A 12359-nucleotide genomic window follows, 5' to 3' on the forward strand; every position below is an offset into this window, starting at 1 on the left:
CTGTTACGCCAAACATTAAATACTGTTCATTGCCTCCAATTAATTTGAGATTCTGCAGGTGAGCGCCCAGTTTCCGGCCGGGGCTTATCCTGAGGGAGAAACATTCATGAAAACCGCTGCTATCATTCTGGCGACCCTCGGCCTCGCTGTCGCGGGAAGCGCCATCGCCGCCGATCACCTGACCGCCGTCGATTACATCAAGGCCGCCCGCTGCAAGGGCCTGGCCGAAGGGCTCGGCGCCACCGCCAACACCTCCAGCCTCGACGCCCTGGTGAAAAGCGAGGGCGCGATCCAGCCCACGCCGATCTACACGCGCGCCCAGGACGAAATGCAGCGCGCCAAGCGCGACGCCAGCCACGACGACGCCAAGGACCGCCTGACAGCCGAACTCAACGGGCCCTGCATGGCCTTCATGAGCGGCGGCAAGGTGACCGCCTCGGCCCGCTGACGACCGACCGCGCTTTCGCCCCACTCGGCTGATCTGTAGCCGGCGCGCCGAACCCCCCAGGTCGGCGCGCTTTTCCTTGCGGGGAACCCGGGCTTCGGCTTCGGTCTTCCGTGTTGAGGACGGACGGGGCGTGGAAGGGGCGGTGTCGCTTTGAGTTCGGGGACCAGGCCTGCGTTGCTGACGCCGGGCGACACCTGCTGGCGCACGGCGCGCTCCGACCGGGCGGCCTTCCTGGTGGACTCCGAGGCCTATTTCGCCGCTGTCTTCGACGCCCTGCAGAACGCGCGCCGCTCGGTGCTGCTGCTGGGCTGGGGCTTCGACCCGCGCACCCGGCTGTTCCCCGACGGTTATGACGGCCCTGACGACCCGGACGAGGTGGGCCGCATCCTGATCGAGCTGGCCCGCGCGCGGCCGGAGCTCGACGTGCGCCTGCTGATCTGGCGTTCGGCCTTCGCCATCGCCGCTCAGCAGGAGTTCTTCCCGCACCGGGCGCGGCGGTGGTTCAAGGGCTCGCCGGTGAAGTTCTGGCTGGACGACCACGTGCCCTTCGGCGCCTGCCACCATCAGAAGGTGCTGGTGATCGACGACCGGATCGCCTTCTGCGGCGGCGGCGACATCTCGGTGGACCGCTGGGACACGCCGGGTCACCGCGACGACGACCCGCGGCGGATCATGCCGGACCAGGACTACCACGCGCCCCGCCACGAGGTGATGATGCTGGTGGACGGGCCGGCCGCCGCGGCGCTGGGCGACCTCTGCCGCATCCGCTGGGCCAAGGCCACGGGCGAGACGGTGGCCCCGCCCGAGGACGCCGGCGGCGATCCCTGGCCCGACCATGTGCCGGCCGCGCTGACGGACGTGGAGGTGGGCATCGCCCGCACCGTGCCGGCCTGGAAGGCGCAGGAGGAGGTGGACGAGATCCGCCGCCTGTCGCTGGCCGCCATCGCCCAGGCCCGCGAGATCATCTACTTGGAGAACCAGTACTTCACCTCGCCCTTGATCACCGAGGCGATCGCCGCGCGGCTGGCCGAGCCGGACGGGCCGGAGGTGGTGCTGGTCTCCACCGGCCATGCGCCGAGCTGGTTCGACCACCTGACCATGGACCGGGCGCGCGGCGCGATGATCTGGCGGCTGCGTTCGGCCGACGTCTTCGGCCGCTTCCGGGCCTTCTGGCCAGCCACCGCCAAGGGCGACACCATCATCGTCCACTCCAAGACCAGCGTCTTCGACGACCGGGTGGTGCGCGTGGGCTCGGCCAACCTCAACAACCGCTCGGGCGGCTTCGACACCGAGTGCGAGCTGGCGGTGGAGAGCGACGACCCGCGGACGCGCCTGGCCATCGCGGCCTTCCGTGACCGGCTGGTCGGCCACTTCATGGGCCTCACCGGCGACGCCGTCGGCAAGGCCCGCATCGACTTCGGCGGCCTAGTCCCGGCGATCGACGCGCTCAACCGCGCGGGCCGGTTGCGCCCCATCGAGCCGCCCAAGGTCACCGCCTTCGGGGAGTTCGTGGCCCAGTACCACCTGGGCGACCCGCAGGACACCAAGGACTCCTGGAACCCCGGCCGCCGCCGCGAGCGGCTCTACCAGGCGGTGCGCGAGATGCAGTTCCTGGGCGCGCCGGCGGCCATCGCCAGCCTGGACGATTAGCCCGCCACCTCGAAGTCCATCACCAGGGGCAGGTGGTCGGAGGCCACGCGGGTGATCGGGGCGAAGGGCGCGAAGACGTCGGTCACCCGGATCTCCGGGCTCACGAACAGGTGGTCGATGCGCAGCACCGGCAGCGGCGAGGGGAAGGTGGCCGTGGGCGTCTGGGTCTTGGCCAGCCGCCGGGCCGGCGACAGCCCCTTCAGGAAGGTGCGGTAGACCACCGAGGTGGCCGTCGCGTTGAAGTCGCCCAGCAGGATCTTCGGGCCCTGGCAGTGGGGATGCTGCAGCCAGGTCGGGCCGGCCAGGAAGGCCGCCTGGATCTGCTGCTCACGCGGCACCAGGCCCAGGTGGGTGTTGATGATCTGGACCGGCGCGCCGTCGATCTCCACCTCGACCCACAGCGCCCCGCGCGGCTCGAGCTGCGGGATCGGGCCGTAGCCGGGTAGGGGACCCGACTTCACCAGCCGCTCGGGGAAGCCGGTCAGGATCGCGTCGCCGTAGCGTTCCTCCTCGACCGTCAGCGCCGCGTTGAAATGGCAGGCCATGTCCAGCCGCTCGGCGATCTGATGGGCCTGGTCCACATGACCGGTGCGCGCGCGGCCGACGTCCAGCTCCTGCAGGGCCACGATGTCGGGCTCGAGCTGCGCCAGGACGTCCGCCACCCGGCCGACGTCCAGCTTGCGGTCGTTCCCGACACAGCGGTGGACGTTGTAGGTGACGATCCTCGGCATGGCTCCCCATCAGGCGTGCGCCGGTTGGCGGGCGCTGGCAAGGCTTGGGAACGGTTGCCGCGCCCTTCGGTTCGCCTCATGGTCGGGCTTGGGCGTTGGGGGACGACGATGCTGGGGATGCTGGCGGCAGCCTTGATGCAGGCTGCGGCGACGGGGCCATCCGTCATCACCAATCCGGGTTGGGCGGAAAAGCCAACGGGGCGCGACTTGGCTTTATCCTATCCAAGGGCGGCATTGGCCGCGAATATAGACGGGCGCGCATCTATTCGTTGTGAGGTGAGCAACGCCGGCGGGCTGATCAAATGCCGGGTGACGACCGAATATCCAACGGGCCAAGGCTTCGGTGACGCCGCCCTAGCTATGTCGGCCAAGTTCAAAATGAAACCGCGCACGCGTGACGGCGCTGCTGTGGCTGGCGGCGTTGTAGATATCCCGATCACCTTCGCACTGCCGCAGTCTTCAGCGACATCCGACCCGGCTCAGCCGCTTCTCACGATGCAAGCTATAACCGTGACGGCTAAACTTCCCCTTGTGACGCCGGCCAACGATCACACGTTCCACTATTACCCGGACCGAGCTCTTGCAGAGCGGGTGCAGGGGAAAGTGATGCTCCGGTGCACAATCGCCGCGACAGGAATTCTGGGCGATTGCGGGATCGAATCCGAAGAGCCGAAGGACTATGACTTTGGGTCAACAGCCGTCCAGCTCGCTTCCAAAGTTAAGACAGCGCCGCACCTGACAGATGGTGTTCCAACTGCCTTTGGTCCCGTCAGGGTGCCGTTCTATTTCATCATTCCTAGGTGACGTTGACGTAAGCGTCATCTTCCCTCGCCGCATCCTTCCGGCGTATGGTCAGCGCGTCGGCGATACGCCGTAAATGCGCCCGCCCGGGAGATGGCCATGAACCTCAACTTCAGCCCCGAAGAGAACGCCTTCCGGCAAGAGGTGCGGGCCTTCATCGCCGAGAACTATCCGGCCGAACTGCGCGCGGCGCAGGATAGCGGCCGGCCGCTGACCAAGGCCGAGTACCTGATTTGGCACAAGGTGCTGGCCAAGAAGGGCTGGGTCGCGCCCTCGTGGCCGAAGCAGTACGGCGGGACCGACTGGACCCCGACCCAGAAGTACATCTGGTCCGAGGAGAGCGCGCGGGCCGAGACCCTGCCGCCGCTGCCGTTCGGCGTCTCCATGCTGGCGCCGGTGCTCTACACCTTCGGCTCCGACGAGCAGAAGGCGAAGTTCCTGCCGGGCATCTACAACGGCGAGGTCTGGTGGTGCCAGGGCTATTCCGAGCCGGGCGCGGGCTCCGACCTGGCCAGCCTGAAGACCAAGGCCGAGCGCATCACCGGCGACGACGGCAAGGAATACTACCTGGTCAACGGCCAGAAGACCTGGACGACGCTGGGCCAATACGCCGACTGGGGCTTCTTCCTGGTCCGCACCGATCCCGACTCCAAGCCGCAGGCCGGCATCTCCTTCCTGCTGATCGACATGAAGACGCCGGGGATCTCGGTCCGACCGATCATCACGCTCGAGGGCGGCCACGAGGTGAACGACGTCTTCCTCGACAATGTGAAGGTGCCGGTCGAGAACCGGGTGTTCCACGAGAACCAGGGCTGGACGCTGGCCAAGGCGCTGCTGGCGCACGAGCGCTCGGGCATCGCCGGGGTGGCGCGGTCGAAGCGCAACCTCGAGAAGCTGCGTGAGATCGCCAGCACCGAGCATTCCGACGCCGGCGGCCCGCTGCTGGGCGACGCCTTCTTCCGCCGCAAGGTGGCCGAGCTGGAGATCGACCTGACGGCCCTGGAGTTCACCGAGCTGCGCACCCTGGCCGGCGAATCCAGCGGCAAGGGCCCTGGCCCCGAAAGCTCGATCCTCAAGATCAAGGGCACCGAGATCCAGCAGCGCCTGCAGGAACTGGCCCTGGAGGCCGTGGGCCATTACGGCGCGCCGTTCCTGCGCGACCTCGGCCACAACGCCGGCGTCGGCCCCGAGTATGCCGTCGGCCTGGCCGGCGACATGTTCAACGGCCGCAAGACCTCGATCTACGGCGGCTCCAACGAGATCCAACGCAACATCATCGCCAAGATGGTGCTGGGGCTCTAGAGCCTCGCCGTCGACGCCCGACCGACCGCCTTCTGACCGACAACGCCTGCCGGAGTAGCCCCGTGGACTTCAACTTCACCGACGAGCAGTCGATGCTGCGCGACACCGTGGCGAGCTATCTGGCCGACCATTATTCCTTCGACCAGCGCCGGGCGATGCTGAAGGCGCCGCCGCACTGGAGCCCCACGATCTGGAAGGCCTTCGCCGAGGAGCTGGGCATCCTGGGCGCGCCCTTCGCCGAGGAGCTGGGCGGCCTGGGCGGCGGGCCGGTCGAGAACCTGGTTGTCATGCAGGAGATGGGCCGCGCCCTGGTCGTCGAGCCCTACCTGGGCACGGTGGTGATCGGCGGCGGCTTCCTGAAGCACTCCGGCTATCCACAGGCCGAGGCGCTGATCGGGCAGATCATCGCCGGCGAGGCGATCTTCGCCTTCGCCTACGCCGAGCCGCAGGGCCGCTACAACCTCGCCGACCTGAAGACCACGGCGAAGAAGGAGGGCGGGTCCTATGTCCTGAACGGCCAGAAGGCGGTCGTGATCGGCGCGCCCTACGCCACCCACCTGATCGTCACCGCCCGCACCGCCGGCGGCCAGCGCGACGCCGAGGGGATCAGCGTCTTCATCGTCGAGAAGGGCGCGGCCGGCGTCACGACGCGGGACTATCCGACGGTCGACGGCCACCTCGCCTCCGAGGTCGTGCTGGAGAACGTCAAGGTCGACGGCTCGGCCCTGGTGGGCCCCGAGAACCACGCCCTGCCGCTGATCGAGAAGGTGGTGGACGAGGCCGTCGTGGCCACCTGCGGCGAGGCCTGCGGCGTCTTGGCCAAGCTGCATGAGGGGACGCTGGAGTACACCCGCCAGCGCAAGCAGTTCGGCCAGCCGATCTCGGCCTTCCAGGTGCTGCAGCACCGCATGGTCGACATGTTCATCCAGGTCGAGCAGTCGGTCTCGATGACCTACATGGCCACCATCAAGCTCAGCGACGAGGCGGAGCGGGCCAAGGCCGCCGCCGCCGCCAAGGTGCAGATCGGCAAGGCGTGCAAGTTCGTCGGCCAGAACGCCATCCAGCTGCACGGCGGCATGGGCATGACCGACGAGATGGCCATCGGCCACTACTTCAAGCGCGCCACCATGATCGAGAGCGCCTTCGGGTCCACCGACCACCACCTGGCCCGCTACGAGTTCCTGAGCCTCGGCCAGGCGGCCTGACCTCTTCACCCGCTGGGTGCGGGCGGGGAGGCGTGACCAGGGCGGCGGGGCGCCCTAAGTCTGGGGCATGGATTTCATCGAGGCGCCCAGCCCCAACTTCGACGCGCGCACCGCCCCGCCGGACATCCTGGTGCTGCACTACACCGGCATGCGCACCGGGCCGGAAGCGCTGGACCGGCTGCGCGATCCCGAGGCCAAGGTCTCATCGCATTACATGGTCGAGGAGGACGGGCGCATCTTCCGCCTGGTCCCAGAGGAGCGGCGCGCCTGGCATGCGGGCGTCTCCTACTGGAAGGGCGAGCGGAACATCAACGGCGTCTCCATCGGGGTGGAGATCGTCAATCCGGGCCACGAGTTCGGCTATCGGCCGTTCCCCGAGGCGCAGGTTGCGGCCGTCGTCTCCCTCATCACGGATATCCGCAGCCGCTGGATGATCCCCGACGACCGCATCGTGGGCCACGCCGACGTGGCGCCGGGCCGCAAGCAAGACCCGGGCGAGCTGTTCCCCTGGAAGCGCCTGGCCGAGGCTGGCCATGGCCTCTGGGTCGAGGCCCCGCCCGCGCCCGGCGCGCCGCTGGCGCAGGGCGAACAGAGCGCGGCGGTCTTCGCCCTGCAGGCCGGCTTCACCCGGCTGGGCTACGACCTGCCGCCATCGGGCCAGTTCGACGCGGCCACCGCGGACGTGGTCACCGCCTTCCAGCGCCATTGGCGCCCGCGGCAGGTGGACGGGATCGCCGACGGCGAGACCCGCGCCCAGCTCATCGCGCTGTTGCGGCTGGCCGGCTGATGCATCCCGCGCCGCTCTTCCATGTGACCGACCGCGACGCCTTGCAGGCCCTGTTGCGCATCCAGCCGTTCGTGACCCTCTGCGCGGCGCCGGACGGCCGTCCGCGCGTCGCCCATGCGCCGGTGGTGGTCACCGAGGCCGACGGCGCGCTCTACCTCGACTTCCACCTGGCGCGCGGTAATGCGTTGGCGCCCTTCCTGGCGGGCGGATTCCGCGCGGTGGCGGTCAGCCTGGGCCCTGACGCATATGTCAGCCCCGACTGGTACGGCGCGCCGGACCAGGTGCCGACCTGGAACTACCTGACCGTCGAGGCCGAGGGGCCGGTGACGGCCATGGACGAGGCCTTGCTGATCGATCTGCTCGACCGGCTCTCCGCCCAGGAAGAGGCGAGGCTGGCGCCCAAGCCGCCCTGGACGCGGGACAAGATGTCGCCGGGCCGCTTCGAGGCCATGCTGCGCGGCATCGTCGGCGCCCGGCTGACCGTCGAGCGGCTGGAGGGGACCTCCAAGCTCTCTCAGAACAAGACGGCCGATCAGCAGGCCGGCGTCGCGGCCGCCCTGGGCGACCATCCGATCGCGGGCCTGATGCACGCCACAATTCCGCCCGCAGCCTGAACGGCGAGAATTCCTAGTCATCAGATCGGGTTCAGAGCGCGGACCGCATCTTGTGCGGGCTTGGCGCCGACCCTTAGCCGACGTGCAAGCGGCTAGACCCTCGAAGGAACCAAGTCATGAACCTCAAGCGCACCGCCCTCATCCTGACCTTGGGCATCGTCGGCTTCGCCGGCGCCGCGGCTACCGCCGACGCCCAGCCGATCCAGCCGGCCAAGCAGGAAGTCCTCGCCCGCGTCCACGCCCAGAAGCATGAGATCCGCGCCGCCGAGCGCGCTGGCAAGATCAGCCCGATGAAGGCCCATCGCCTGCTCGCCGCCGACCACCGGATCGCCCGCGACGTGCGGACCACCGGCCACCTCACCCGCGTCCAGGCCGCCCGCCTGAACCATCAGGAGAACCGCATCCACCGCCACATCAAGAGCTGATCTGACCTGCGGTGTGACGCCGGGACCGCGCGCCCCGCGGCCCCGGCGCTCCGGCCGAAACTTGACCTGCCGGGCTCAAGCCCTCAGGTTCCGCCCCGGACCAGACGGCCGGGCGATCGCGGTCTCCGCAAGGAGGTCGAGGAAAGTCCGGGCTCCACCACGACATGGCGGCGGGTAACGCCCGCCGGGGGCGACCCCAGGGATAGCGCCACAGAAAGCAAACCTCCGCCCTCCGGCCCCTCGTGGGTCCTGGGCGGGAAGGGTGAAAGGGTGGGGTAAGAGCCCACCGGGTGGCTGGTAACAGTCGCCGCATGGCAAGCCCCGCCAGGAGCAAGACCGAATAGGGACCGTGCGCCTTCCGCAAGGAGGGTAGGGCTGTCGTAGGCCTGAGCGGTCCGGGTAGGTCGCGAGAACCGTCCCGCGAGGGGCGGTCCAGAGGAATGATCGTCGCGTCCGGCGCTTCGGCGGCGGGCGGCACAGAACCCGGCTTACAGGCCGTCTGGTCCCCACCTCCGCCATCCGCCACTGGGACGCAATGACACCGGCGCCGGCCCTACGGCTCCGTTTGTTAACAGATGTGGCCAAAGTTCGCTGTATGTTCTGTGGATAAGAACTTCCAATTAACCATACTTGCGGTGGAAGGCTTGGTTTCTCAGGGAAAAGGTCATTTGGAGTCATTTACTCCCAGTTCATCCCATGATACCCCATTCGTACTTCGCTAACCAAATGGACGCGGTTGGGGCGGCTGTTGGCGGGCGAGGACGGGGCGGCTGGTGGGGCTGCCCGAATTCGGGGCTTGGCGGTGTTTCTCTCGACCTTCGAGAAACAGCTGGATGGGAAGCGGCGGATCGTCGTGCCGCAGGATTTCCGCGCCCAGACGGCCGGCCCGTTCGACGGGGTCTTCTGCTTTCCCTCCATCGAGGCCGACTGCATCGAAGGCGGCGGCAAGGCGCTGTTCGACCGCTATGTCGGCCTGGTCGAGGAGCTGGAGTTCGGCGACCCGATCCGCAGCGCGCTGGAGGTCTCGGTCCTCGGCGGCATGGCGCAGCTCTCCTATGACACCGCCGGGCGCATCACCTTGCCGGAGCTGCTCTGCGAGCAGTTCGGCCTGACCGACTGGGTCGCGGTGGTGGGCCTGGGCGACCGCTTCCAGATCTGGAACCGCGACGCCTTCCAGGCGCACCGCGCCGCCCAGCGCGACGTGGCCCGCGAAGGTCTCGCCGCCCTGCGCGCCCAGCAGCGTGCGGCGAAGCTGGGGCAGGCAGCCGGATGACCGCGCCGCACATCCCCGTCCTGCTGAACGAGGTCGTGGACGCGATGGCGCCCGCCGCGGGCAAGACCCTGGTGGACGGGACCTTCGGCGCCGGCGGCTACAGCCGCGCCCTGCTGGCCGAGGGCGCCGGCGTTATCGCCTTCGACCGGGATCCCACCGCCCGGCGCTTCGCCGAGGGCCTGCCCGCCGACCGTTTCCGCCTGGTGGAGGGGCGCTTCTCCGAACTGGACGAAGAGACCGGCGCGGGCGCCGTCGAGGGGGTGGTGCTGGACATCGGCGTCTCGTCCATGCAGCTCGACGAGGCCGAGCGCGGCTTCTCCTTCATGCGCGACGGGCCGCTGGACATGCGGATGGCGGCCTCCGGCCTCACCGCCGCCGACCTGGTCAACGAGACCGAACAGACCGAGCTCGCCCGCATCCTCTTCGTCTACGGCGAGGAGCGCGAGAGCCGCCGCATCGCCCGCGCCATCGTGCGCCGCCGCGAGGAGCAGCCGTTCAGCCGCACCCTGGAGCTGGCTGAGTTCATCGAGAAGGCCCTGGGCGGCCGGCGCGGCGCCAAGGTCCATCCGGCGACCCGCTCCTTCCAGGCCCTGCGCATCGCGGTGAACGAGGAACTGGCCGAGCTGGAGGCGGGTCTCGCGGCCGCCGAGCGGGCGCTGAAGGAGGACGGGCGCCTCTGCGTCGTCACGTTCCATTCGCTGGAAGACAGAATCGTGAAGACCTTCCTGTCGGTGCGGGCGGGCAGGACGCCGGCGGGATCGCGCCACGCGCCGCCGGTGGAAGCCGCCGCGGCGCCGAGCTTCCGGCTGCTGTTCAACGGCGCGCATGGGCCGTCGGACGCGGAGCTGGCGGCGAACCCGCGGGCCCGGTCGGCGAAGCTGAGAGCGGCGGTGCGCACCGCCGCGCCGGTGTGGAGGGCTGCGGCATGAACTGGCTCAATCGCAGGGTGCGGGGCTTCCGCCTGGTCGACCTGGTGGCGCTGGGCCTGCTGACCATGCTGATCCTGGGCGTCTACCTAGCCAAGACCGTGGCCGGCGGCGAGCGCGCCAAGATCGCCGCCGTGGAGCGTCAGATCGTCGCCGAGAAGGCCCGCATCCGTCTCCTGCAGGCCGAGGTCAGCCACCTGGAGCAGCCGGCCCGCATCGAGCGCCTGTCGGAGACCTACCTGAACCTGGCGCCGGTCAGCGAGAAGCGCGTCGCCAACCTGGAAGACCTGCCGCAGCTCGCCCAGAAGCCCCTGGCGATGCCGGTGAAGGCCGTGGCCCCGACGCCCGACCCGATCCTGATCGCGCCGGCCCAGCCGGCCTCGCCGCTGCCCGTGCCCACCCAGGTCGCCGACCTGGCCGGCTCCAAGGTCACGCAGCAATGAGCCTTGGCCAGCTCAGCTTCGGACCCTCCTGGTTCTCCCGGCGCCTGTCGGGGCTGATGTGGCGCCTGGAGCATGCCTTCGAGCGCGCCCGCGCCTCAGGCCGCGCCGAGGACGACACCCGCATCCGCATCTTCTTCGTCCTGTGCCTGTTCTCCCTGGGCTTCATCGTGCTGTCGATCGGGGCGACCCGGGCGGCGCTGTTCTCCCATGTCGCGGAGGGCGACGCCTACGCCCCGCCGATGGGCGCGGCGCGCGCCGACCTCGTCGACCGCAACGGCCAGATGCTGGCCGCCGACCTGCTGCACTACGGCCTCTACATCGACCCGCGCGAGATCTGGGACACCGGCGAGACCCGCCACGTGCTGACTTCGGCCCTGCCGGACCTGACGCCCGAGCGGCTGGAGAAGGCCCTGAGGGCTGGACGCCGCACCTTCGTGATCGGCGGCCTGACGCCGGAGGTCCGCGCCCAGATCCACGACCTGGGCCTGCCCGGCGTCAGCTTCGAGCCGGAGCAGAAGCGGGTCTATCCGCTGGGCTACACCGCCGCCCACCTAGTGGGCTTCGCCGACACCGGCGGCCAGGGCCTGGCCGGCGCGGAGGCGGCGCTGAACGACGAGGTCCGCGAGGCCGCCGCCAGCGGCGGGTCCGTGCCGCTCTCCATCGACCTGCGCATCCAGGCTGCTGTGGAGGACGAGCTCTACAAGGCCGTCGCCCAGTTCCATCCGAAGGGCGCGGCCAGCGTGGTGATCAATGTCCACACCGGCGAGATCCTGGCGCTGGCCAACTATCCGACCTTCGACCCCAACAAGCCCGGCGCCTTCAGTCTGGACGCGCGCCAGAACAAGGCGGCCAACGCGATCTACGAGATGGGCTCGACGTTCAAGGGCTTCACCGTCGCCACCGGCCTCGACACCGGCGTGGCCACGCCGTCCTCGACCTTCGACGCCACCCACCCGTTCCAGCTCGGGTATCGGACGATCCACGACTACCACGCCACCCACGCCGTCCTGACTCTGGTGGAGGTGTTCCAGCACTCCTCCAACATCGGCACCGCGCGGCTGGGGGAGGCCATCGGACCCGAGCGGCTGCACGCCTACTTCGACCGCTTCGGCCTGACCCAGCCGGCGAAGACCGAGCTGCTCGAGACCGCCCGGCCGCTGACGCCGCGCATCTGGAACGAGGACGCCATCGCCTCGACCTCCTTTGGCCACGGCATCAACGTGACCCCGCTGGCCGTGGCGCGGGCCTATTCCGGCCTGATGAACGGCGGCGAGCTCTTGCCGCTGACCATCAAGAAGCTGCCGGCGGGAACTGTGGTGCACGGGCCCAGGATGGTGCAGGAAAGCACCGCGCTCACCCTGCTGCAGATCATGCGCTCCAACGTCTCCTGCCCCTGCGGCTCCGGCAAGTCGGCCAACGTCCCGGGCCTGAACGTCGGCGGCAAGACCGGCACCGGCGACAAGTGGGACGCCGCCGCGCGGCGCTATTCGACCACCAAGCAGGTCTCGTCCTTCGCCGCGGTCTTCCCCACCGACGGGCGGCTCAGCGATCCGCGCTACTTCGTCCTGGTGCTGCTGGATGAGCCGCAGCGCGACAAGACCGGCGCCGACCCTACCGGCGGCATCGTCGCCGCCCCGGCGGCCGGCCATATCATCGAGCGGATCGCGCCCTTCCTGGGCGTCCAGAAGCGGGCCGAGACCAACCCCTACACGGCCGCCGACCCCAACGCCTCAGCGGGGGAAGAACATTGACCC

13 protein-coding genes and 1 other RNA gene are annotated in these 12359 nt (G+C 69.3%); 13 read left to right on the forward strand and 1 reads right to left on the reverse strand.

Annotated features, from left to right (window positions below; all coding sequences use genetic code 11):
• Positions 1 to 106: 106 nt before the first annotated feature.
• Both E8A49_RS10705 and E8A49_RS10710 read left to right on the forward strand, forming a co-directional pair.
• The gene (locus E8A49_RS10705) at positions 107 to 448 is read left to right on the forward strand and encodes a hypothetical protein (protein WP_293380379.1); all 342 of its coding nucleotides are present in this window, start codon (positions 107 to 109) and stop codon (positions 446 to 448) included.
• A gap of 174 nt (positions 449 to 622) precedes the next feature.
• Positions 623 to 2098, forward strand: a complete 1476-nt coding sequence (locus E8A49_RS10710; protein WP_293380382.1) for a phospholipase D-like domain-containing protein — start codon at positions 623 to 625, stop codon at positions 2096 to 2098.
• Here the strand turns inward: E8A49_RS10710 and E8A49_RS10715 are convergent.
• Positions 2095 to 2829 (reverse strand): endonuclease/exonuclease/phosphatase family protein, encoded by a 735-nt coding sequence (locus tag E8A49_RS10715; RefSeq protein WP_293380385.1) that lies wholly within the window; start codon positions 2827 to 2829, stop codon positions 2095 to 2097. The two genes, E8A49_RS10710 and E8A49_RS10715, sit on opposite strands and share 4 nt — an antisense overlap.
• A 108-nt stretch (positions 2830 to 2937) precedes the next feature.
• Here E8A49_RS10715 and E8A49_RS10720 point away from each other — a divergent pair, with 108 nt between their 5' ends.
• The 11 genes from E8A49_RS10720 to E8A49_RS10770 all read left to right on the forward strand — a co-directional run bounded on the left by E8A49_RS10720 (position 2938) and on the right by E8A49_RS10770 (position 12356).
• On the forward strand, positions 2938 to 3633 hold the full coding sequence (locus E8A49_RS10720; RefSeq protein WP_293380388.1) for a TonB family protein: 696 nt from the start codon (positions 2938 to 2940) through the stop codon (positions 3631 to 3633).
• A 96-nt stretch (positions 3634 to 3729) separates the two neighbouring features.
• Positions 3730 to 4932: an acyl-CoA dehydrogenase family protein gene (locus E8A49_RS10725; protein WP_293380392.1), complete on the forward strand. Its 1203-nt coding sequence runs from the start codon at positions 3730 to 3732 to the stop codon at positions 4930 to 4932.
• A gap of 62 nt (positions 4933 to 4994) precedes the next feature.
• The gene (locus E8A49_RS10730) at positions 4995 to 6137 is read left to right on the forward strand and encodes an acyl-CoA dehydrogenase family protein (protein WP_293380395.1); all 1143 of its coding nucleotides are present in this window, start codon (positions 4995 to 4997) and stop codon (positions 6135 to 6137) included.
• Between the two features lie 67 nt (positions 6138 to 6204).
• On the forward strand, positions 6205 to 6924 hold the full coding sequence (locus E8A49_RS10735; RefSeq protein WP_293380397.1) for an N-acetylmuramoyl-L-alanine amidase: 720 nt from the start codon (positions 6205 to 6207) through the stop codon (positions 6922 to 6924).
• The gene (locus tag E8A49_RS10740; RefSeq protein ID WP_293380400.1) at positions 6924 to 7538 is read left to right on the forward strand and encodes an FMN-binding negative transcriptional regulator; all 615 of its coding nucleotides are present in this window, start codon (positions 6924 to 6926) and stop codon (positions 7536 to 7538) included. Before E8A49_RS10735 ends, E8A49_RS10740 begins: the two co-directional genes overlap by 1 nt.
• Positions 7539 to 7654: 116 nt before the next feature.
• Positions 7655 to 7963 carry a hypothetical protein gene (locus tag E8A49_RS10745; RefSeq protein ID WP_293380403.1) on the forward strand — a complete coding sequence of 103 codons (309 nt, stop codon included), beginning with the start codon at positions 7655 to 7657 and terminating at the stop codon, positions 7961 to 7963.
• Positions 7964 to 8063: 100 nt separating this feature from the next.
• An RNA gene (gene rnpB, locus E8A49_RS10750) (RNase P RNA component class A) lies at positions 8064 to 8470 on the forward strand.
• A gap of 295 nt (positions 8471 to 8765) precedes the next feature.
• Positions 8766 to 9236 (forward strand): division/cell wall cluster transcriptional repressor MraZ, encoded by a 471-nt coding sequence (locus tag E8A49_RS10755; RefSeq protein WP_293381022.1) that lies wholly within the window; start codon positions 8766 to 8768, stop codon positions 9234 to 9236.
• Entirely contained in the window at positions 9233 to 10165 is a 933-nt protein-coding gene (gene rsmH, locus E8A49_RS10760) for a 16S rRNA (cytosine(1402)-N(4))-methyltransferase RsmH (RefSeq protein WP_293380406.1), read from the forward strand. Before E8A49_RS10755 ends, rsmH begins: the two co-directional genes overlap by 4 nt.
• Positions 10162 to 10605: a cell division protein gene (locus tag E8A49_RS10765; protein ID WP_293380409.1), complete on the forward strand. Its 444-nt coding sequence runs from the start codon at positions 10162 to 10164 to the stop codon at positions 10603 to 10605. The genes rsmH and E8A49_RS10765 overlap by 4 nt, the downstream gene beginning before the upstream one ends.
• Positions 10602 to 12356, forward strand: a complete 1755-nt coding sequence (locus E8A49_RS10770; RefSeq protein WP_366928807.1) for a penicillin-binding protein 2 — start codon at positions 10602 to 10604, stop codon at positions 12354 to 12356. Before E8A49_RS10765 ends, E8A49_RS10770 begins: the two co-directional genes overlap by 4 nt.
• Positions 12357 to 12359: the final 3 nt, after the last annotated feature.

The sequence above is a fragment of the Phenylobacterium sp. genome, from assembly GCF_004799515.1.
Classification (GTDB): Bacteria; Pseudomonadota; Alphaproteobacteria; order Caulobacterales; family Caulobacteraceae; genus Phenylobacterium.

Coding starts and splice junctions, on each gene's coding strand:
- E8A49_RS10705 (WP_293380379.1), top strand. CDS start 107: ATGAAAACCGCTGCTATCATTCTGGCGACCCTCGGCCTCGCTGTCGCG.
- E8A49_RS10715 (WP_293380385.1), bottom strand. CDS start 2,829: ATGCCGAGGATCGTCACCTACAACGTCCACCGCTGTGTCGGGAACGAC.
- E8A49_RS10720 (WP_293380388.1), top strand. CDS start 2,938: ATGCTGGGGATGCTGGCGGCAGCCTTGATGCAGGCTGCGGCGACGGGG.
- E8A49_RS10725 (WP_293380392.1), top strand. CDS start 3,730: ATGAACCTCAACTTCAGCCCCGAAGAGAACGCCTTCCGGCAAGAGGTG.
- E8A49_RS10735 (WP_293380397.1), top strand. CDS start 6,205: ATGGATTTCATCGAGGCGCCCAGCCCCAACTTCGACGCGCGCACCGCC.
- E8A49_RS10740 (WP_293380400.1), top strand. CDS start 6,924: ATGCATCCCGCGCCGCTCTTCCATGTGACCGACCGCGACGCCTTGCAG.
- E8A49_RS10745 (WP_293380403.1), top strand. CDS start 7,655: ATGAACCTCAAGCGCACCGCCCTCATCCTGACCTTGGGCATCGTCGGC.
- rsmH (WP_293380406.1), top strand. CDS start 9,233: ATGACCGCGCCGCACATCCCCGTCCTGCTGAACGAGGTCGTGGACGCG.
- E8A49_RS10765 (WP_293380409.1), top strand. CDS start 10,162: ATGAACTGGCTCAATCGCAGGGTGCGGGGCTTCCGCCTGGTCGACCTG.
- E8A49_RS10770 (WP_366928807.1), top strand. CDS start 10,602: ATGAGCCTTGGCCAGCTCAGCTTCGGACCCTCCTGGTTCTCCCGGCGC.